We start from the raw sequence: 21,082 nt of genomic DNA on the forward strand, positions 1-21,082 counted from the left end.
TCCAAATAAGATCGATAACGATAATTAATTTCATTATCATGGAAGTTCGTATGTCTGGTTCTGTTGCCGTGACACGCGCCATTGCCGTGCCCGGATTGCTGTTATTACTGATTATCGCGACGGCATTAAGCCTGCTCATTGGGGCAAAATCACTCCCCGCTTCCGTAGTGCTGGAGGCCCTCTCCGGCACCTGCCAGAGCGCCGACTGCACCATCGTGCTCGACGCGCGACTGCCGCGTACCCTTGCCGGTTTACTGGCAGGCGGCGCGCTTGGCCTTGCCGGGGCGTTAATGCAAACCCTCACCCGAAACCCACTTGCCGACCCCGGCTTGCTTGGCGTGAACGCCGGGGCCAGCTTTGCCATTGTGCTGGGCGCGGCGCTGTTTGGTTACTCATCCGCGCAGGAACAACTAGCGATGGCCTTCGCCGGGGCGCTGGTGGCCTCGTTGATTGTTGCCTTTACTGGCAGCCAGGGCGGTGGGCAGTTAAGTCCGGTGCGTTTAACTCTGGCGGGCGTGGCGCTGGCGGCAGTGCTGGAAGGGCTGACCAGCGGCATCGCCCTGCTTAATCCCGACGTCTACGATCAACTGCGTTTCTGGCAAGCCGGTTCGCTGGATATTCGTAATTTACACACCTTAAAAGTAGTGCTGATCCCGGTGCTGATCGCTGGAGCAACTGCACTATTACTGAGCCGCGCGCTGAACAGTTTAAGCCTTGGCAGTGACACCGCGACGGCGCTGGGCAGTCGCGTGGCGCGCACACAGTTGATTGGTCTGCTGACGATTACCGTGCTTTGTGGTAGTGCGACGGCGGTAGTTGGCCCGATTGCTTTTATTGGCCTGATGATGCCGCACATGGCACGTTGGTTGGTTGGAGCCGATCATCGCTGGTCGCTGCCCGTCACGCTGCTCGCCACACCAGCCCTGCTGCTGTTTGCCGATATTATCGGGCGTGTGATTGTTCCCGGCGAACTGCGCGTTTCTGTAGTCAGTGCCTTTATTGGCGCACCAGTGCTGATCTTCCTTGTACGACGTAAAACGCGAGGTGGCGCATGATTTACGTCTCTCGTCGATTAATTATCACCTGTCTGCTGTTGCTAATAGCCTGTGTGATGGCAAGCGTGTGGGGATTACGCAGCGGTGCCGTCACGCTGGAAACCTCGCAGGTATTTGCCGCGCTGATGGGTGACGCACCGCGCAGTATGACAATGGTGGTCACCGAATGGCGTTTACCGCGGGTACTAATGGCGCTGTTGATTGGTGCGGCACTGGGCGTCAGCGGCGCGATTTTTCAGTCGTTGATGCGTAACCCACTCGGCAGCCCTGACGTAATGGGCTTTAACACCGGAGCGTGGAGCGGCGTGCTGGTGGCGATGGTGCTGTTTGGTCAGGACCTGACGGCTATCGCGCTGGCAGCAATGGCGGGCGGCATTATCACTTCGCTGCTGGTCTGGTTGCTTGCCTGGCGTAACGGTATCGACACCTTTCGGTTGATTATTATCGGCATCGGCGTTCGCGCCATGCTGGTGGCCTTTAATACCTGGCTGTTGCTGAAAGCGTCTTTAGAAACGGCGTTAACAGCGGGTTTGTGGAATGCCGGATCGCTCAATGGCCTGACGTGGGCAAAAACCTCGCCCTCCGCGCCCATCATTATATTGATGCTAATTGCCGCCGCCTTACTGGTAAGGCGGATGCGCTTGCTGGAGATGGGTGATGACACCGCGTGTGCGTTAGGCGTCAGCGTCGAACGTTCGCGTCTATTAATGATGCTGGTCGCCGTAGTACTTACCGCAGCTGCCACTGCCCTGGCGGGGCCGATTTCCTTTATTGCTTTAGTCGCGCCACACATTGCCCGCCGCATCAGCGGCACCGCTCGCTGGGGGCTAACCCAGGCGGCGCTGTGCGGTGCGCTGTTACTGCTGGCAGCCGATCTCTGTGCTCAGCAACTGTTTATGCCGTATCAACTTCCGGTTGGCGTCGTTACCGTCAGCCTCGGCGGTATTTACCTTATCGTCTTGTTAATTCAGGAGTCTCGCAAAAAATGACCGAATCAGTAGCCCGTTTGCGTGGCGAACAGTTAACCCTAGGATATGGCAAATATACCGTTGCGGAAAATCTGACTGTAGAAATTCCTGATGGTCACTTCACGGCAATTATCGGGCCAAATGGCTGCGGTAAATCCACGTTACTGCGTACCTTAAGCCGCCTGATGACGCCTGCTCACGGGCATGTCTGGCTGGATGGCGAGCACATTCAACATTACGCCAGTAAAGAGGTCGCACGCCGGATTGGTTTACTGGCGCAAAACGCCACCACGCCGGGAGATATCACCGTGCAGGAGTTAGTAGCGCGCGGGCGTTACCCGCATCAACCGCTGTTTACCCGCTGGCGTAAAGAAGATGAAGAAGCGGTAACGAAAGCGATGCAGGCCACAGGAATAACTCATCTGGCAAATCAAAGCGTTGATACCCTCTCCGGTGGACAACGTCAGCGAGCGTGGATCGCGATGGTGCTGGCCCAGGAAACGGCAATTATGCTGCTCGATGAACCAACGACCTGGCTGGATATCAGTCATCAGATTGATCTACTGGAACTGCTAAGCGAACTGAACCGCGAGAAAGGCTATACTCTGGCGGCGGTACTGCACGATCTTAATCAGGCCTGTCGTTACGCCAGCCATTTGATTGCATTGCGGGAAGGGAAAATTGTCGCTCAGGGAGCACCGAAAGAGATTGTCACTGCTGAATTGATCGAGCGTATTTATGGTTTGCGTTGCATGATAATTGACGATCCGGTAGCCGGAACACCGCTTGTAGTGCCGCTCGGGAGAAATAAAAAATGAAAAAAGGGAGCGCATTACCGCTCCCCGGTTGTCATCACACTAACTGTTCATCTACCGTAATGGCTTTCTCCATCTTGCGAGAAAGCATGGCGTTACGCATCAGTACACTACCACAAGCAACCATTCCACCCACAAGCGCTGCCAGAATGGCAATAATCGCTCTCCCCGGACCATCTTTCTTCACCGGCAATGATGGTTTCATCTGATATTTAAACGGTGAAAATTTGACATCGCTAACATTCAGCTTTTTGAGTTGCTCTACGTAATACTGTCGATTACGCAAATCGCCATTCAGTTCGGCTACGTCTGTAACGCCTTTTTCGATTTCCAGTTTACGCTGAATACCATCGGCACCGAGAGAAATTGAAAATTCTGGATCGTCTTTTACTGCCTGTCCGTTGCTATAAACTGGTTTTTTAATCCCGGCAGCGTTGGCAATGTCGAGCGAATAATTCAGTCGTTGAATATTTGCATCCAACTGATTACGTATTTTCACACGATCCTGAGCCAGTTTTTCTTGCTCAAAACGGGTTTTAATTTCCAGTTTATTACGGATATTCTCCAGTGATTCTGTAACCACCAGATTGGAAATATACTGGATATAACCTGCCAGAACCTGCTGTGCTTCTTCTTTTGTCGGTGCAGTAAAGCTTAAACGCCAGGCAGTATAGAGCGCAGTTTCATCTTTCTTCTTGCTGGAGTTCTCATCCACCGCTTTCATTTTCTCGCTGAGCGCAACAATAGCCCGGTGTAACTCCAGTTCATCAATTTCAGCTCCTTTCAGTTGATCCATAACATAAGGTGAGGAGCGGAGATAATCTTCCAGCAGTGTAGGAGATTGAAACTTCTTAATAAAAAGGTTAAATACGCTGCTACGATCAATACCAGCGTCGACATCCAGTACACGTAATTTGGTAAATGTTCTTTCCAGTTCCTGCCACTGCACGGCTTCTGCAGGAGTGACTACCGCTGCACTGGTCCATTTTTGTGGCAACAAAAAGGAAATTAATATTCCGGCACAAGCAAATGCAAAACTAATGGCAATAATTTGCTTCTTTGCCCGCCAAAGAACGTCAATAAGATGTAATAAATCTATTTCATTTCTGTCAGGCGAAGGTAATGCATAGCCGACGAAATCCGAGTCTTTTTCTCGATTTACATTTAATGATGACATGTGTGAAACCTGAGGTTTGAGTCTATAAAAGCACAACGGTGAATATAATATTCTAACAGGATCTGAGAATTATCCGAAAGAACTCTTTCACTATTTTTACCCCAAAATGAGTAGCAAACTCAGCAACCCCAGCAATGGAGCAGGTCTCAGAGAAATTAATAACTCTTAAGAATAAAAAAACCATAATCATTTAGTCGGATTATGGTTTTCCGTGGGATTATTACAAATTCTTTATTAACGTACTGTTAGTTATTAATTGATGTCCTTATTAATGGTCCTATTTGTTTAAAATAACCAGGGGAAATAATATCCACATGCGCACAATCTAAACGATAAATATCCAGCTCGGCTATCCACGGCGACCAGGCCCGTTCGGGACTCATTCCTTCCTGAAGAGTACGTTCGGCAACAAACAGCGTCGCTTTGCCGTCAAACGGTACACTATGAGCAGTGGTCAACAAGCGCACTGCATCAGCGTAGTTGCCTTCAATGGTGGTAAACAGCTCCGTTGAAGTACTCCCCTGCTGTGCCGCCAGGAAGGCTTCACGTTCGCGGTTAATCTCCGCCAACACTTCCGGGTCCAGACCATTAGCTTCTTTTTCCTGCCAGTTCTGCGTTTCTGGCGGCCAGGTATCCAGCAAGCCAAGAAATGCTACCTGTTCGCCACGGGCACGCAGCCTTGCCGCTATTCCCTGCGCCAGCGTACCGCCCAGCGAATACCCCAGCAGGTAATAAGGACCGTGCGGTTGTTGTTCAAGTAACGTTGCCAGATGCGCTTCGCAGACTTCATCCAGGTTTGCCGCCGTCTGCATGGGGCCATGAGGGCGCGGAGACTGGATGCCAATAATCGACCATTGAGGATCTAGATAACGCGAGAGCACGCTAAACTGCCAGGCAAAACCAGATGCTGGATGGAAACAAAACAGCGTCGGGCCATTACCTTCACGCAACGGCAGGATGGTTTCAAATCCCATGCGCCGGGAGCTGTCTTCTTCACCATCAATAACCGTTGCCAGTTTGGCGACGGTTGACGCGACCATCACCTGCCCCGGCGTCATCTGACGGGCAAACTGTCGACTTAACTGCGCAGCCAGTTTCATTGCCAGTAGTGAATGACCGCCAAGCGCAAAGAAATCAGCATCGGCATCCTGCACGTCACAACCCAGCAATGACGAGAACGCCGCGGCGATAATCGTTTCACTGCCCGCTTTCGGCGCACGCCCCGGCGCTTGTGCCTTCAGTTCCGGCAACGGTAAGGCTTTGCGATCCAGCTTACCGTTGGCGCTAAGTGGTAACTGTGGCAGTTGCAGCAGAACCACGGGCACCATATGCGGTGGCAATTTTTCGCGAAGCTGCGCCTGCAATGTGCTGGTATCCAGTGGCAGGCCCGATTGCGACACCAGATAGCCCACCAGTTGACGCGCATCCCCTCCGGTGGCTGCCGCCTGATTAATCACACAAGCGTGGGTAACTGCTTGCTCGACATCCGGCAGCGCCTGCATCACACGATCGATTTCGCCCAGTTCAATCCGCTGACCACGAATTTTTAGCTGATCATCACTACGCCCGAGATACTCCACCGCGCCGTTATCCAGCCAGCGGGCAACATCTCCGGTACGGTACATCCGTTCACCTGGCGCGAAAGGATCGGCAATAAAGCGGCTGGCTGTCAGATCGGGTCGTCCAAGATACCCCTGCGCCAGTTGAATACCGGTGAGATAGAGATCGCCTGCCACACCCGGCGGCACCGGATGCATCATCGCATCGAGAATGCGCAGGCCCGTGTTCCACACCGGGTAGCCAATCGGCACACTGCTGCCGCGTACCGCTGCAAGTTCAGCACCAAAGGCTGGATACCAGCTCACATCCACCGCCGCTTCCGTCGGGCCATAAAGATTATGTAACGGCGCGCCAGTTAACTGCTGCCATTCGCGACATAAATCGGCTGGTAAGGCTTCTCCACTACAGAAAACCTGTTTCAACGTCGCGCAACTCTGGCGAGCGGTTTCCGACGTCAGCGAAGCAACAAACGCCGCCAGCATCGACGGCACAAAATGCGTGGTCGTTACGCCATATTCGGCAAAGAATTGTTGCATAGCGAGCGGATCGCGGTGCGCTTCCGGTTCAGCCATCACCAGTTTCGCCCCAGCAATAAACGGCCAGAAAAACTCCCACACCGAGACATCAAAACTGCACGGCGTTTTTTGGGCAACAACATCTTCGCCTGTGAGCGTGTAGTGGTTTTGCATCCATAACAGGCGGTTAACGATAGCCGTCTGCCCGACCATCACCCCTTTCGGCCTGCCGGTGGAACCGGAGGTAAAGATGATATAAGCCGTGTGGTGCGGTTGTGAAAGTTGCAGCGGCGCACTGCCCTGCGGTGTAAGCGGGGCGTTATAGCAAAGACTGGTTAAATTGGGGATATCGCTAAAGCGCGGCAGTTGATCATCGGTGGTGATTAACAGTGACGGACACGCATCTTCCAGCATCATTTTCAGGCGATCGTCCGGATAGCCCGTATCCAGCGGTAGCCAGGCCGCACCTGCTTCAACTATCGCATGTAGCGCCATAGTCAAAAAGACCGAGCGCGGTAGTGCCACCGCTACGCTGTCGCCAGGTTTGACGCCGCGCTCACGCAGCAGATTCGCCAGCGCCACCACCTGCTCGCGCATTTCCCGATAACTGAACTGGTAACGCACATCTGCCAGTGCCGGAGCATCCGGCGTTTTTGCCGCCTGTTCTGCCACCAGCGCGCTCAGTGTGGTTTCTGGAATCTCAACCTGAGTGGCGTTGATCTGCGCCAGCTGTGCATACTCTTCTGGCAGCATAATATCGACATCGCCGCACAACCGCGCCGGATCCGCGGCAAACTGCGCCGTCAGCATTTTCAGCCGTTCAGCATGCTGGATTAACGTTGGCTCATCGTAACGCTGTTTATTGGCGAGGATCTCAATACTCAAATCACCGTGTTCATCCGGGAACAGCGCCAGTTCAAGGTCATTAACCGGACCGGTTGCCAGGGTATGGGTTTGCGCCTGTACATCAGGAATATCCAGTTGGTAATCAAACACCTTGATATTGAGTACCGGACCGAACAACGGTTCCTCTCCTGCGACTCGCCCACTGTCACGGACAATTTGTTCGGCATCGTAACGTTGATGACGACGCATTTTTTTCAGTTGTGCCGCTAGTCGGGCTGCCAGTTGCGGCAACGTTTCTTGTGCCTCAATGTGAATACCCAACGGCAACACGTTGAGCACAGGTCCGGTAGCCGTCAGCGCAGCTGAGCCCAGTCGACGCATAAAGATAAATCCGGCGGCATAGTCCATGTGGTTGCACAATCGCCCCAGCCACAAAGCCGCCAGCGCAAGGGCTATATCGGTACGTTGTAAACCTGAAAGTTGCGTAGCCAACTGGCGGAATTCCCCGCCGTTAAATTCCAGTTTCAGACGCAAAATATCTGCCGAGGCGCTGCGCCCCGGTAAAGGGACTGGAGAAAGTGACGCGGGCGGTGGTAGTTGACGACGTTGCTCCGCCCAGAATGCCGCATCACGCTGCCAGGCTTCGCTTTCGCGATACTGCTGGTACTCTTCCACCACGTCAGCGAAAGGCGTAAACGGCGAAGCCGGTGTTGGTTCGCCACGCATCCATGCACAGTAAATGTTGGCGATCTGGCGGGTAATGACCGGGAAACTGAAGCCATCGACCAGCAAATGGTGGTAACGCTGATACCAGTACCAGCGGTTATCTGCCACCTGTATCAGTTGATGAAAAACCAGAGGTTTACCGCTATCGACGCGCAGATCTTGTTGCAAATCCGCCTGCATTAATGCCTGCGCAGTACCGTGCGGATCAATGTTGGTTCGCAGGTCGATAATTTCTGGCAGTTCGAACGTCAGCGCATCATCGACCCATTGCCAGACTTCGCCGTTATCTTCCGTAAAACGCATCCGCAGCGTATCTGCTTGCGCTAATCCGGCAACCACCGCGCGAGCCAGTAATGGCGCATCAACATCTCCGGTTAACTCAACGTAATGCGCCACGCTCCAGGCGGAGGGTAAATCCGACAGTTTTTCTGCCATCCAGATGCCGGGCTGTGCGGCAACTAAAGGTAAATGCTGGCTCATTGCGCCTCCTGCTGCTGGATGAAATTCGCCGGTGTCAGAGTACGCCAGTGGGCGTCCAGCCAGTGCTGGCAGGACGCCTGTGACTGCGGCTGACACACAACATCCCAGCCTGCCGGTAAGGCGCACTGTTGCGGCCACAGACTGAATTGCCCCTGCGCATTGCGTAAAATGTAAAACACGCCCTGCGGATCATCGAAGGGATTACTGAATGCCATATTCAACTCCTGTCATGGAAAAGTGGTTGCCAGAGGTCGATTAGCCCCTGCATCAAGCCACCGCGCCAACAAAGCGCATCATGTCCGCCGTCAACCTGACGCCAGAAAATGGATTCTTTTAGGGGGGTTAATTGCGCATACAGCGCCTGATTGGCCCGCATGATCATCGGCTCGCGAATACCCGCTTCCAGCACAATGCGCAGACCTTCGGCGCTAACTTCACCAGCTTTGAGCTGTTCAAGTAACACGCCCTCTTGCTGCCCGCCCCGATGCGGCCACCAGTACGATCCCGACTGGCTTAATACACAGCCAAAGCGTTCAGGCCAGCGCAGTCCGGCATACAGCGCGGAAAGCCCACCAAAACTCTGCCCGGCGACCACAGTAAGATCGGCGCGATCGCTAAAGGGGGCGATAGTTTTCACCTGGGGTAATAACTCTTGCTGTGCTGCCAGCCAGAAATCCGCATTACATGGCAGTTCGTGGGCACGTTGCGTGGTGTCGATAGAGTCGATCAACACGTACACGGCGGGAGGAAGTTGCTGACGATGGGTCAGAGAAGTCAGCGCAGGCCAGACGGGCATACTCTGCGCCCAAAATTCGCCATCAAGTAAAACTGCCAGCGGACGTTCTTCTGCTGTTGCATCGCCGGTGGTAAAAATCCATACACGGCGTGAATTTTTCAACCGTTCACTTTTCCAGATAATTTCTTTGGCAGGCGTTTCTGGCGCTTGCGGACAATCCCATCCAGGTTGCAGGGGCGCTTGCGGCATTTCAAGTGCAGAAACAGCGTGCCCTCGCCCACCTTTCCAGCTTTGTGGATTCAGCGGATCGGCTATCGCCTGGGGTAATAGTTTTCGCCAGCCTTCGCGCAATTCAAGGCGATCAGGGGATGGTGCAGAAAAAATGTCATCACGTTCGGTAGGAATAAAACAGTAGCTGCCGCGCCAGTTGGCATTGAGTTGTGTCGTCCACTGCCAGACATCGGTCCCTGCAATTCGCTGCATCGACTGGGGTTGGCTGTTCTGATGGTGATCGGTCACGCCAGTGATATAGACCCATACGCGCTTTATCGTCGAGTGGTCTTCAGCACCTTGTGGATCACGCCACCAGAAAGTGACCTGATACATTTTGTCATTCAGACGCTGACATTCCGGGCCATGTTTCGACTGCCACCAGCTCTCACTTCCTACTTTTAACGCTGTCACACCATAACCCCATGTTTACTGTGCAATTTTTCATTGATTGCAGAAATATATTGATAATATTATTGATAACTATTTGCATTTGCAATAGCGTAATGGCGCGCCGTGGGAAGCGCGGACATTAATTAATCAACTGCACTGCGTGTCTTTCAGGATCAAAGGTTTTCGCGGTAGCGGGATACGTCGTATTGATGACGACTACGCCCGACAGTTGCAATTCGTGGCAAAAATGCAGGAATAAAACAATGAACAAGAAGATTCATTCCCTGGCCTTGTTGGTCAATCTGGGGATTTATGGGGTAGCGCAGGCACAAGAGCCAACCGATACTCCTGTTTCACATGACGATACTATTGTCGTTACCGCCGCCGAGCAGAACTTGCAGGCGCCTGGCGTTTCGACCATCACCGCAGATGAAATCCGCAAAAACCCGGTTGCCCGCGATGTGTCGGAGATCATTCGTACCATGCCTGGCGTTAACCTGACCGGTAACTCCACCAGTGGTCAGCGTGGTAATAACCGCCAGATTGATATTCGCGGCATGGGTCCGGAAAACACGCTGATTTTGATTGACGGTAAGCCTGTCAGCAGCCGTAACTCGGTGCGTCAGGGCTGGCGTGGCGAGCGTGATACCCGTGGTGATACCTCCTGGGTGCCGCCTGAAATGATTGAACGTATTGAAGTTCTGCGTGGTCCGGCAGCTGCGCGTTATGGCAACGGCGCGGCGGGCGGCGTGGTTAACATCATTACCAAAAAAGGCAGCGGCGAGTGGCACGGCTCCTGGGATGCTTATTTCAATGCGCCAGAACATAAAGAGGAAGGTGCCACCAAACGCACCAACTTTAGCTTGACCGGTCCGCTGGGCGACCAATTCAGCTTTCGTTTATATGGCAACCTCGACAAAACTCAGGCTGATGCGTGGGATATTAACCAGGGCCATCAGTCCGCGCGTGCCGGAACCTATGCCACGACGTTACCAGCCGGGCGCGAAGGGGTGATCAACAAAGATATCAATGGCGTGGTGCGTTGGGACTTCGCCCCTATGCAGTCACTCGAACTTGAAGCGGGCTACAGCCGCCAGGGTAACCTGTATGCGGGTGACACCCAGAACACCAACTCTGACGCTTACACTCGCTCTAAATATGGCGATGAAACCAACCGCCTGTATCGCCAGAACTACTCGCTGACCTGGAACGGTGGCTGGGATAACGGCGTGACCACCAGCAATTGGGTGCAGTACGAACACACCCGTAACTCGCGTATACCGGAAGGTTTGGCGGGCGGCACCGAAGGGAAATTTAACGAAAAAGCGACACAAGATTTCGTCGATATCGATCTTGATGACGTGATGTTGCACAGCGAAGTTAACCTGCCGATTGATTTCCTCGTTAACCAGACGCTGACGCTGGGGACTGAGTGGAATCAGCAGCGGATGAAGGACTTAAGTTCCAACACCCAGGCCCTGACCGGAACGAATACCGGCGGTGCTATTGATGGTGTAAGTGCTACTGACCGTAGCCCATATTCAAAGGCAGAAATTTTCTCGCTGTTTGCCGAAAACAATATGGAGCTGACTGACAGCACCATCGTAACGCCGGGGCTGCGTTTCGATCATCACAGCATTGTCGGCAATAACTGGAGTCCGGCGCTGAATATATCGCAAGGTTTAGGCGATGACTTCACGCTGAAAATGGGCATCGCCCGTGCTTATAAAGCGCCGAGCCTGTACCAGACTAACCCGAACTACATTCTCTACAGTAAAGGTCAGGGCTGCTATGCCAGCGCGGGCGGCTGCTATTTGCAAGGTAATGATGACCTGAAAGCGGAAACCAGCATCAACAAAGAGATTGGTCTGGAGTTCAAACGCGACGGCTGGCTGGCGGGTGTCACCTGGTTCCGTAACGATTATCGCAATAAGATTGAAGCGGGCTATGTGGCTGTCGGGCAAAACGCAGTCGGCACCGATCTCTATCAGTGGGATAACGTTCCAAAAGCGGTGGTTGAAGGTCTGGAAGGATCGTTAAATGTGCCGGTTAGCGAAACGGTGATGTGGACCAATAACATCACTTATATGCTGAAGAGTGAAAACAAAACCACGGGCGACCGTTTATCGATCATCCCGGAATATACGTTGAACTCAACGCTGAGCTGGCAGGCACGGGAAGATTTGTCGATGCAAACGACCTTCACCTGGTACGGCAAGCAGCAGCCGAAGAAGTACAACTATAAAGGTCAGCCAGCGGTTGGACCGGAAACCAAAGAAATCAGTCCGTACAGCATTGTGGGCCTGAGCGCGACCTGGGATGTGACGAAGAATGTCAGTCTGACCGGCGGCGTGGACAACCTGTTCGACAAGCGTTTGTGGCGTGCGGGTAATGCCCAGACCACGGGCGATTTGGCAGGAGCCAACTATATCGCGGGTGCCGGGGCGTATACCTATAACGAGCCGGGACGTACATGGTATATGAGCGTAAACACTCACTTCTGATGCTAACGTCAGATTGTTGACAAAGTGCGCGTCGTTCATGCCGGATGCGGCGTGAACGCCTTATCCGGCCTACAAAAATCTTGCCAATTCAATATATTGCAGGATAGTGTAGGCCTGATAAGCGTAGCGCATCAGGCAGTTTTGCGTTTGTCATCAGTCTCTAATATGGTCGACATGAAAACTACGCATACCTCCCTCCCCTTTGCCGGACATACGCTGCATTTTGTTGAGTTCGATCCAGTAAGTTTTCGCGAGCAGGATTTACTCTGGCTGCCACACTACGCACAACTGCAACACGCTGGACGTAAACGTAAAACAGAGCATTTAGCCGGACGGATCGCTGCTGTTTACGCCTTGCGGGAATATGGCTATAAATGTGTGCCCGCAATCGGCGAGCTACGCCAACCTGTGTGGCCTGCGGAGGTATACGGCAGTATTAGCCACTGCGGGACTACGGCATTGGCAGTGGTATCCCGTCAACAGATTGGCATTGATATCGAAGAGATTTTCTCTGTACAAACCGCAAGAGAATTGACAGACAACATTATTACACCAGCAGAACACGAGCGACTCGCAGAATGCGGTTTAACCTTTTCTCTGGCGCTGACACTGGCATTTTCCGCCAAAGAGAGCGCATTTAAGACAGGCGAGATCCAAACTGATGCCGGTTTTCAGCACTACCAAATTGGAAATTGTCAGCATCAACAGATGAAGATAAGTGGGCCGAATGGCGACCATATTGTGCAGTGGTTAGTAAGGGGTAATAACGTTATTACCTTGTGCCGGGCAGATAAACACCCGCACACTGCCGCATGCGGGTTGTCTGGCGGATAATTCAAAGCATTTCCCGTGCCTGAGCTGCAATTCCGGCAGCATCAAAGCCATGATGCTGACGCAACCACCCACGATCCGCCGCTGCGGCATATTCTCCATCCATAATGCCCGCGCGTTTTAATTTGATCCCCGTTCCGGCCTCTGCCAACACTTCCGCGACCAGGCTACCAAGGCCGCCATTGACGTTATGCTCTTCAACCGTCATCACTGCTTTGCATCCTTTTAACACTGCCAGCAATGCTTTGGTGTCGCATGGGCGAATCGACGGTACGCTGACAACTGTAGCCGCGATACCAGATTGCGCTAAAAGTTCTGCGGCATCGACCACTTCATGAACGGTAGAACCTGTGGCTACCAGCGCCAGTTCGCTGCCCTCGCGTAAAGTCACCACGGCACCAGGCACAAATCGGTAGTCCTCATCGTGGATTTCCGGCAGGGCTTTACCGTCCATACGGATATAAACAGGTCCCTGATAGCGAAGGGCATAATCAATCACCTGACGGCACTCCAGCGGTGAAGACGGGGCAAAGATCTGGATATTGCCGAAACCACGCATAACCGCAATGTCATCAATCGCATGATGCGTGCTCGCTAGCGGTCCATAACTCGCCCCGGCATTCAGACCGAACAATTTTACGTTGGTAAAGTTGTAGCAGACATCAACCTTGATTTGCTCGTTAGCGCGAGCGATAAGAAACGGCGCGGCATTGCAAGTAACAGCCACCTTGCCGCCCAGCGCCAGCCCGGCAGCTGTACCAACCATACTCTGTTCGGCAATACCCACATTCACCAGTCGGTCAGGAAATTGCTTAATAAAGGGAGCAATTTTTGCCGTAGACGTTGAATCAGCCACCACAGGCACCAAATCGATCCCCTCATTTACGGCATCGATAAACGCCTGAACCATCACATTTGCCAGATGTTCACTGTTACGCATCTTTGAGTTCCTCCAGTGCCTGTTCAATTTCATCGCCTTTCGGCACCCGGTGATGCCATTCCGCACGCCCTTGTATAAAGGAAATGCCTGCCCCTTTAGTGGTGTGGGCAATCACCACATTCGGTTTGCCTTCCTGTTTAAGCTCTTCAAGCGTCGCGACAACCGAAGCCATATCATTGCCCTGACATTCAGTAACCTGCATACCGAATGCCAGCCATTTCTCTGCCAGAGGATCGGTGTTCATGATTTCGCGCGTTGGCCCGGCTAATTGCAGATTATTTTTGTCATTAATAATGACCAGGTTATCAAGCCCGTAATGCGCCGCCGCCAGTGCAGCTTCCCAGTTACTGCCCTCAGCCAGCTCACCATCGCCAGTAATTAAGAAGATACGACGACGGCTTTGACTTTTTTTCGCCGCCAGCGCAAGTCCTACAGCCACAGGGAAACCATGCCCCAGTGCTCCGGTATTCAGTTCAATACCTGGCGTTTTTTGCCGAACCGGATGGCCGGGTAAGTGTGAATTTGGCTGCTGATAAGTGGAAAGCCATTCCAGTGGGAAGAATCCTGCTTCCGCCAGCACGCAGTAGTAACATCCAACAGCATGGCCTTTTGACTGAATGTATATATCCCGGTCATCGTCGTGAAGGCGATCCGGGGCGACATTGAGTATACGAAAATAGAGTGCGGTCAGTAATTCAACCTGAGAGAGATCGGCCCCGGTGTGTCCACCTGCCGGGCTATTGGCATTTAAGCGCACGATATGGCGGCGTACCGCCCGCGCTTTTCGCTCAAGGGTCTGGATATCATAGCTATAGGGATTCATTTAATACCTCTGAATTTATTTTCAACATGGAATATTTATTCCACCGGGGACTAAAAAAACCAGAAATCCCAGGGCGTTGCGCGGCAAGACTTACGCTGCTGCATCATACTCAGGAACATTCTGCCTCCTTACACCGTCAGTTACGTGTCCGGGTAATTATCAGTTGACCTGATATCATATTGAATATATATTCAATAACGATTCTTTATTCAATTATGCCGCCTGTTTTTTATTTTTGTCCATCGCTGATTTTAAGGATTGGTTAAAGTTAGAACTCCATCACACTTAACTGTCTTCTTTTTTCGCGTATGATAAAAGCCTCTAAGATAAGGGCGGTACGTTAATGATTTACGGGGAAATATATGGCTAAGCAGGATGAACAGCGGCTACTGGTGAAGATCGCCACTCTTTACTATCTTGAGGGGCGAAAACAGTCTGACATCGCCCAACTTCTCTCGCTTTCTCAGTCATTTATCTCCAGAGCGCTAACCCGTTGCCAGAAAGAAGGCGTGGTTAAAATCAGCGTTGTCCAGCCGTCAAATATCTTTCTCAATCTGGAAAAAGGCATTGAAGAGCGTTACGGCATTAAACAAGCGATTGTTGTCGATACCGAAGATGATGCCACTGACCATACCATTAAACGTGCTATCGGCTCTGCCGCCGCGCACTATCTGGAAACGCGTTTAAGACCAAAAGATTTCATTGGCGTCTCTTCCTGGAGTTCTACGATTCGCGCGATGGTCGATGAAGTTCACGCCCAAAACTTAAAAGCCAGCGGCGTTATTCAGCTGCTGGGCGGCGTGGGGCCAAACGGCAATGTGCAGGCAACTATTTTGACACAGACCCTGGCCCAGCATCTGAATTGCGAAGCCTGGTTACTTCCTTCTCAAAGCATTGAAGGTTCGGTAGAAGAGAAAAAACGCCTGGTGGCAAGCCAGGATGTGGCTGACGTTATCGCCAGATTTGACGACGTCGATATCGCCATTGTCGGCATCGGTATCCTTGAACCCTCGCAGTTACTAAAAACCTCGGGCAACTATTATCACGAGGATATGTTACAGGTACTGGCGGATCGCGGTGCTGTGGGCGATATCTGCCTGCATTACTACGATAAACATGGTCAGCCAGTGTTGCAGGACGATGAAGATCCAGTGATTGGTATGGCACTGGATAAAATCAAAAAATGCCCGAATGTGGTGGCGCTGGCGGGCGGCAAAGACAAAGTTGCCGCCATCAAAGGCGCCATGCAGGGTGGTTATATCGATGTTTTGATCACTGATTACCCCACCGCCAGAATGCTGATTGCGGATTAATCCTCTCCTCCCTTTCTTCTGCCCGCCTTTGCGAAAAAATCTTCTCGCAAAGGCGATTGCTTAAAAATCTTTTAATATCAATAAACTGAAAGGATTCAACAATCCTGCTTCTCGAGGCTTTCTCACCCTGTCACCACACTTCTAAGTGTGATAGCCAGCACATTTGATGATTTTTTCTCTAGCTCAGGAAGAATAATCTGGCTAAGGTATAAATAAATAATCAATACCGAATATATATTCACGCCTTAACACAGAATGTCACAGCAGGGCCTGATGAAGTAATAACGTGACCATGAGGAACGCCTCATCTCCTTCCACGCCAGGATGCAATGTGACTCAGGAGACTACCTATGTTTGCAGGAAATAAAGAGTTCGTTATTGCGTTGGATGAGGGTACCACCAATGCAAAAGCCATCGCACTTGATGGTTTCGGTAACGTGGTGGCGAAGTTTTCTCAACCACTTGCTATTCAGACGCCACGTGAAGGCTGGGTTGAGCAATCCGGGGAAGCGTTAATCTCTGCCTCGCTTGACGTTATTGCCCAGGCCATCAGCCACGTGGGGGCAGAAAATGTAGCGGCTCTGGCTATCAGTAATCAGCGTGAAACGGCTATCGGCTGGTATCGTCAGAGTGGAAAACCACTCAATGCGGCGATTACCTGGCAATGCACGCGCAGTGCAGAGTTTTGTGAAACACTTCGTCGCGAGGGCAAAGAGCAGCAAATTAAAACGACTACAGGCCTGCCTATCGCCCCGCTATTTTCCGCTTTCAAGATGCGTTGGCTACTGGAATCTACATCTGAGGGTGTGCAACTTGCCGACCAGGGTGAAATTTGTCTCGGCACCATTGATGCCTGGTTACTATGGAACTTGACTGCTGGCGATTCATTTTGCTGCGACCACTCTAACGCCGCGCGAACTCAATTACTTAACCTGAAAACAGGCGAGTGGGATGAGGAAATGCTGGCATTGTTTCATATTCCACGCGCTGCATTGCCAGAAATTAAACCATCCAGTGGCCTGTTCGGTTATACCCGAGGGCTTAAAACAATTCCGGATGGTATTCCCGTCATGGCGATGGTGGGCGATTCTCACGCCGCTCTTTTTGGTCATGCGTTGGGAGAAGCGGGATGTGTGAAAGCGACCTATGGGACCGGTTCTTCCGTCATGGCCCCCGTCAACTCTGCTCAGTGTGATATCGCCACACTTGCCACAACCATTGCCTGGCATGACGGCGAAAATATTGTTTACGGTCTGGAAGGAAATATCCCCCACACCGGGGATGCCGTGGCATGGATGGCTGATAGCACCGGTTTAAGTGAACTGACAGACGCTGAGCTGGCCCACGAACTGAATACCCTGCCAGCCTCAGTGGATTCGACTATGGGCGTTTATTTTGTTCCTGCTCTCACTGGCCTGGGCGCACCATGGTGGGATGACAGTGCTCGCGGCGTGGTGTGTGGCTTAAGCCGTGGCGTAAAGCGCGCGCATTTGATTCGCGCCGCACTGGAATCAATCACTTACCAAATTGCAGATGTAGTAGAAGCCATGCAACAGCATGATAATTTTCACTTATCGGCGTTAATGGTGGATGGCGGCCCGACCAAAAATGACTGGTTGATGCAATATCAGGCGGATCTGCTGGGTTGCCCGGTGATGCGCAGTGATGTGCCAGAGCTTTCGGCCATTGGTGCGGGTCTGCTCGCCCGCAAAGCGCTTACCCCCGGCACCGTTGCAGATTTAAAAACGTTATTAACTGAACACAGTGAATTTAAACCGGACATGGCGCGTCATCAGCGACTGCAAAAGAGATGGCAGGAGTGGCGTCATGCGGTAAACAGAACATTATGGAAACCGGCATCGTCAATTTGACGAACAAGACTAACCAACGGAAGGAGAATACCGGCCCATAAATAATTCAGGCTTTACGTTGTTTCACCGTACCAGACAATAACAACACAGAGAGAACATTGTCATGAAATTACGTTTAACACTGTTAACCGCTGCGACCCTGACTGCTCTTTCTTTTTCTGCCCATGCGGTAGAAAAAGGAACCATTATGATTATGGTCAATTCACTGGATAATCCTTATTACGCCTCGGAAGCGAAAGGTGCCAGTGAAAAAGCCCAGCAACTGGGATATAAAACGACCATTCTTTCTCATGGTGAAGATGTCAAAAAACAGAATGAACTGATCGATACTGCAATTGGTAAAAAAGTTCAGGGTATTATTTTAGATAATGCTGACTCTACTGCCAGTGTTGCAGCCATTGAAAAAGCAAAAAAAGCAGGTATTCCCGTTATATTAATTAATCGCGAAATACCTGTGGATGATGTTGCACTGGTGCAAATTACCCATAATAACTTCCAGGCTGGCTCGGAAGTTGCCAACGTATTTGTCGAGAAAATGGGAGAGAAAGGAAAATATGCCGAACTCACCTGTAATCTTGCTGATAATAATTGCGTAACTCGCTCGAAATCTTTCCACCAGGTCATTGACCAGTTCCCTGAAATGGTCAGTGTGGCGAAGCAAGATGCCAAAGGCACGTTAATTGATGGCAAACGAATAATGGACAGTATTCTGCAAGCCCATCCCGATGTTAAAGGGGTGATTTGTGGTAATGGTCCGGTTGCACTGGGAGCTATCGCAGCATTGAAAGCAGCCAATCGCAATGACGTTATTGTTGTCGGCATTGATGGCAGTAACGATGAACGCGATGCCGTGAAAGCCGAATCATTGCAGGCTACCGTGATGTTACAAGCACAAGCCATTGCCGCGCAGGGTGTTACCGATCTGGATAATTACCTGCAAAAAGGAGTTAAACCAGCCAAACAGCGGGTGATGTTCCGCGGCATTCTGATAACCAAAGATAACGCAGATAAAGTCCAGGATTTCAATATCAAATCCTGATCCCAGGTCGTTGCGCCCTCACAATGAGGGCGCAGAGGAGAATATTATGGATAAAAAAGTCTGGCTGGCGCTGGCAATTCTGAGCCTGGGTGGATGTCGCATCGTCTCGCAGCAGGAACTTGCCGATCTCAAATCCCCGCCTAATCCTCATATGGCAAATATCGACCAGACCTGGCAGAAAAATATCGTGCCGCAGGTGGTAGAAAATGCGCGTCCGGTTGCGGAATTAATGGCGGCGCTACAGGCAGAAAAAGATGTCGATGCTGCCTGTAAAACGCTGGGCTATCGTTCTCAAGAAGAAAACCCGTGTATTTTCTACGTTAAAGTCGAAGGAGGCATCACCAATATCGATGCAAAATCCCGTAGCGGAAAAATGACCATCGCAGATATCAGCGGCATGAATATTGTCGTGCAGACGGGGCCAACTCTTCGCGGCACGCTTCTGCGAGATGCATATAAAGGCGCGAGCTATGAGCATTTTAACGATCAGGTTTTATTTGGTGAATATGGTCGTGCTATCAATGAGCAAGCCATCAATATGATTCAGTCGGCAAGGCTTAAAACCGGGGAAACGGTTCAGGTTTATGGCATATTTTCTGCATGGGATATTCCGCAAACTATCCCGGATATAACGCCTGCGAAAATAGCCAGGGCGGGAGGCGAGTAATATGTTGCCGCAAGAAATTGACACTCCCAAGACTCATGAATCACCTGTAATCATAGAAACTCATGACTTATCGCGCATTTATCCTGGTGTGGTGGCGTTAGATAACGTGAATTACCGTGTCTATCGCAATAAAGTGAATGTGCTTATTGGTGAAAACGGTGCGGGTAAATCCACAATGATGAAAATGCTGGCGGGGGTTGAAACACCTTCCTCAGGCAAGATCATTCTTGATGGTAAAGAAGTTACCCTAAATTCTACCCATCAGGCCGAAAAACATGGAATTAGTATCATTTTTCAGGAGCTGAATTTATTCCCGAATATGAATGTCATGGATAACATTTTCATGGCTAATGAATTTTTTCAGAAAGGGAAGATTAACGAAAAATATCAATATGAATTAGCCAAATCTTTACTAGAGAGACTGGAACTGGATGTTGATCCCTATACCCAACTGGGAGAACTTGGTATTGGTCATCAACAACTGGTGGAGATTGCCCGTGCCCTTTCTAAAGATACCCGGGTACTGATTATGGATGAACCGACGTCGGCCCTCAGCCAGTCGGAAGTCAAAGTCCTTTTCAATGTGATCGCACAACTGAAGCGCCGTGGTGTCACCATCATTTATATCTCCCACCGACTGGAAGAGTTGATGGAGATTGGCGATTTCATCACCATCTTCCGTGATGGTCGCTTTATTAGTGAACGCGCCGTGAGCGATGCCAGTATTCCGTGGATCATCGCGCAAATGGTCGGTGATAAGAAAAAACATTTTGATTATCAACCAGCTACACAAGGTAACACTGTACTGGCGGTACAGGGGTTAACGGCGCTACATCCCAGCGGTGGTTACAAACTCAATGATGTGACATTCAGCCTGCGTAAAGGCGAAGTTATCGGCATTTACGGCTTGCTGGGCGCAGGACGTACTGAGCTATTTAAGGGGCTGGTGGGCCTGATGCCCTGTCAGAGTGGGAAGATCCAGCTTAATGGTGAAACCATCGACAAATGCCATTTCCAGGCGCGGCTCAAAAAGGGGCTGGCGTTGGTGCCAGAAGATCGCCAGGGCGAAGGCGTCGTTCAGATGATGTCGATTCAGTCCAATATGACGCTATCCGATTTCAGCCTGCAAGGTTTTCGCCGTGCCTGGAAATGGCTGAATCCGCAAAAAGAGAGCGCCAGTGTGAAAGAGATGATCCAGCAACTGGCGATCAAAGTCAGCGATGCCGAACTCCCTATTACCTCACTCAGCGGCGGTAACCAGCAAAAAGTGGTGCTTGGCAAAGCGTTGATGACCCAGCCACAGGTGGTGTTTCTTGATGAACCCACACGCGGCATTGATGTTGGCGCAAAAACCGATGTCTATCAGCTGGTGGGAAAAATGGCACAACAGGGGCTGGCAGTCATGTTCTCTTCTTCAGAACTCGATGAAGTCATGGCACTGGCAGATCGCATTCTGGTGATGGCTGATGGCCGTATTACCGCTGATCTCCCCCGGGGCGAAGTCACCCGAGAGAAACTGATCGCGGCTTCAACACCTCAAGATTAATCAGGCT

Annotated in this window: 16 protein-coding genes; 10 read left to right on the forward strand and 6 right to left on the reverse strand. The window is 51.4% G+C overall.

Annotated features, from left to right (window positions below; genetic code table 11):
- Positions 1-50 precede the first annotated feature (50 nt).
- From fepD to fepC, 3 genes are read left to right on the forward strand one after another with little or no spacing between them, the layout of a single operon-like run.
- On the forward strand, positions 51-1,055 hold the full coding sequence (fepD, locus tag EFER_RS12640; protein WP_015953599.1) for a Fe(3+)-siderophore ABC transporter permease: 1,005 nt from the start codon (positions 51-53) through the stop codon (positions 1,053-1,055).
- Positions 1,052-2,044, forward strand: coding sequence for an iron-enterobactin ABC transporter permease (gene fepG / locus EFER_RS12645; RefSeq protein ID WP_000640941.1), 993 nt, complete (start codon positions 1,052-1,054; stop codon positions 2,042-2,044). The genes fepD and fepG overlap by 4 nt, the downstream gene beginning before the upstream one ends.
- Positions 2,041-2,841, forward strand: a complete 801-nt coding sequence (gene fepC / locus EFER_RS12650; RefSeq protein WP_000140651.1) for an iron-enterobactin ABC transporter ATP-binding protein — start codon at positions 2,041-2,043, stop codon at positions 2,839-2,841. Before fepG ends, fepC begins: the two co-directional genes overlap by 4 nt.
- Before the next feature lie 34 nt (positions 2,842-2,875).
- On the opposite strand, the gene wzz(fepE) is transcribed toward fepC, so the two are convergent.
- From wzz(fepE) to fes, 4 genes are all read right to left on the reverse strand, one after another.
- Entirely contained in the window at positions 2,876-4,015 is a 1,140-nt protein-coding gene (gene wzz(fepE) / locus EFER_RS12655; RefSeq protein WP_000096781.1) for an LPS O-antigen length regulator Wzz(fepE), read from the reverse strand.
- A 245-nt stretch (positions 4,016-4,260) separates the two neighbouring features.
- Positions 4,261-8,142 (reverse strand): enterobactin non-ribosomal peptide synthetase EntF, encoded by a 3,882-nt coding sequence (gene entF, locus EFER_RS12660; protein ID WP_000077689.1) that lies wholly within the window; start codon positions 8,140-8,142, stop codon positions 4,261-4,263.
- On the reverse strand, positions 8,139-8,357 hold the full coding sequence (locus tag EFER_RS12665) for an MbtH family protein (RefSeq protein ID WP_000885807.1): 219 nt from the start codon (positions 8,355-8,357) through the stop codon (positions 8,139-8,141). Before EFER_RS12665 ends, entF begins: the two co-directional genes overlap by 4 nt.
- A gap of 2 nt (positions 8,358-8,359) precedes the next feature.
- Complete coding sequence (gene fes / locus EFER_RS12670) at positions 8,360-9,562, reverse strand: enterochelin esterase (protein WP_000125796.1); 1,203 nt, start codon at positions 9,560-9,562, stop codon at positions 8,360-8,362.
- Positions 9,563-9,804: 242 nt separating this feature from the next.
- Here fes and fepA point away from each other — a divergent pair, with 242 nt between their 5' ends.
- Both fepA and entD read left to right on the forward strand, forming a co-directional pair.
- Positions 9,805-12,045, forward strand: a complete 2,241-nt coding sequence (gene fepA, locus EFER_RS12675) for a siderophore enterobactin receptor FepA (protein WP_001034939.1) — start codon at positions 9,805-9,807, stop codon at positions 12,043-12,045.
- A 174-nt stretch (positions 12,046-12,219) separates the two neighbouring features.
- Complete coding sequence (entD, locus tag EFER_RS12680; protein ID WP_077626331.1) at positions 12,220-12,879, forward strand: enterobactin synthase subunit EntD; 660 nt, start codon at positions 12,220-12,222, stop codon at positions 12,877-12,879.
- A gap of 1 nt (position 12,880) precedes the next feature.
- Here the strand turns inward: entD and EFER_RS12685 are convergent, their stop codons facing one another.
- On the reverse strand, positions 12,881-13,816 hold the full coding sequence (locus EFER_RS12685) for a transketolase family protein (protein ID WP_001246061.1): 936 nt from the start codon (positions 13,814-13,816) through the stop codon (positions 12,881-12,883).
- The gene (locus tag EFER_RS12690; protein ID WP_001070509.1) at positions 13,809-14,639 is read right to left on the reverse strand and encodes a transketolase; all 831 of its coding nucleotides are present in this window, start codon (positions 14,637-14,639) and stop codon (positions 13,809-13,811) included. Before EFER_RS12690 ends, EFER_RS12685 begins: the two co-directional genes overlap by 8 nt.
- A 362-nt stretch (positions 14,640-15,001) precedes the next feature.
- Between EFER_RS12690 and EFER_RS12695 the strand changes: the two genes are divergently transcribed.
- The 5 genes from EFER_RS12695 (at position 15,002) to EFER_RS12715 (ending at position 21,075) form a co-directional block, all read left to right on the forward strand.
- Positions 15,002-15,952, forward strand: coding sequence for a sugar-binding transcriptional regulator (locus EFER_RS12695; RefSeq protein ID WP_001118419.1), 951 nt, complete (start codon positions 15,002-15,004; stop codon positions 15,950-15,952).
- Between the two features lie 350 nt (positions 15,953-16,302).
- Positions 16,303-17,823 (forward strand): FGGY family carbohydrate kinase, encoded by a 1,521-nt coding sequence (locus tag EFER_RS12700; protein WP_000457343.1) that lies wholly within the window; start codon positions 16,303-16,305, stop codon positions 17,821-17,823.
- A 103-nt stretch (positions 17,824-17,926) separates the two neighbouring features.
- The gene (locus tag EFER_RS12705) at positions 17,927-18,862 is read left to right on the forward strand and encodes a D-ribose ABC transporter substrate-binding protein (RefSeq protein ID WP_000776800.1); all 936 of its coding nucleotides are present in this window, start codon (positions 17,927-17,929) and stop codon (positions 18,860-18,862) included.
- Positions 18,863-18,908: 46 nt separating this feature from the next.
- A complete protein-coding gene (locus tag EFER_RS12710; RefSeq protein WP_000359100.1) occupies positions 18,909-19,529 on the forward strand; it encodes a DUF2291 family protein in 621 nt (206 codons plus the stop codon).
- A gap of 1 nt (position 19,530) precedes the next feature.
- Positions 19,531-21,075: a sugar ABC transporter ATP-binding protein gene (locus EFER_RS12715; RefSeq protein ID WP_000937458.1), complete on the forward strand. Its 1,545-nt coding sequence runs from the start codon at positions 19,531-19,533 to the stop codon at positions 21,073-21,075.
- Positions 21,076-21,082: the final 7 nt, after the last annotated feature.

It is taken from the genome of Escherichia fergusonii ATCC 35469, assembly GCF_000026225.1.
In the GTDB taxonomy this organism is placed as follows: domain Bacteria; phylum Pseudomonadota; class Gammaproteobacteria; order Enterobacterales; family Enterobacteriaceae; genus Escherichia; species Escherichia fergusonii.

Bases quoted from the DNA above. Each gene is read 5' to 3' on its own strand.
- fepD (WP_015953599.1), top strand. From the start codon at position 51: ATGTCTGGTTCTGTTGCCGTGACACGCGCCATTGCCGTGCCCGGATTG.
- fepG (WP_000640941.1), top strand. From the start codon at position 1,052: ATGATTTACGTCTCTCGTCGATTAATTATCACCTGTCTGCTGTTGCTA.
- fepC (WP_000140651.1), top strand. From the start codon at position 2,041: ATGACCGAATCAGTAGCCCGTTTGCGTGGCGAACAGTTAACCCTAGGA.
- entF (WP_000077689.1), bottom strand. From the start codon at position 8,142: ATGAGCCAGCATTTACCTTTAGTTGCCGCACAGCCCGGCATCTGGATG.
- EFER_RS12665 (WP_000885807.1), bottom strand. From the start codon at position 8,357: ATGGCATTCAGTAATCCCTTCGATGATCCGCAGGGCGTGTTTTACATT.
- fepA (WP_001034939.1), top strand. From the start codon at position 9,805: ATGAACAAGAAGATTCATTCCCTGGCCTTGTTGGTCAATCTGGGGATT.
- entD (WP_077626331.1), top strand. From the start codon at position 12,220: ATGAAAACTACGCATACCTCCCTCCCCTTTGCCGGACATACGCTGCAT.
- EFER_RS12685 (WP_001246061.1), bottom strand. From the start codon at position 13,816: ATGCGTAACAGTGAACATCTGGCAAATGTGATGGTTCAGGCGTTTATC.
- EFER_RS12690 (WP_001070509.1), bottom strand. From the start codon at position 14,639: ATGAATCCCTATAGCTATGATATCCAGACCCTTGAGCGAAAAGCGCGG.
- EFER_RS12695 (WP_001118419.1), top strand. From the start codon at position 15,002: ATGGCTAAGCAGGATGAACAGCGGCTACTGGTGAAGATCGCCACTCTT.
- EFER_RS12700 (WP_000457343.1), top strand. From the start codon at position 16,303: ATGTTTGCAGGAAATAAAGAGTTCGTTATTGCGTTGGATGAGGGTACC.
- EFER_RS12705 (WP_000776800.1), top strand. From the start codon at position 17,927: ATGAAATTACGTTTAACACTGTTAACCGCTGCGACCCTGACTGCTCTT.
- EFER_RS12710 (WP_000359100.1), top strand. From the start codon at position 18,909: ATGGATAAAAAAGTCTGGCTGGCGCTGGCAATTCTGAGCCTGGGTGGA.
- EFER_RS12715 (WP_000937458.1), top strand. From the start codon at position 19,531: ATGTTGCCGCAAGAAATTGACACTCCCAAGACTCATGAATCACCTGTA.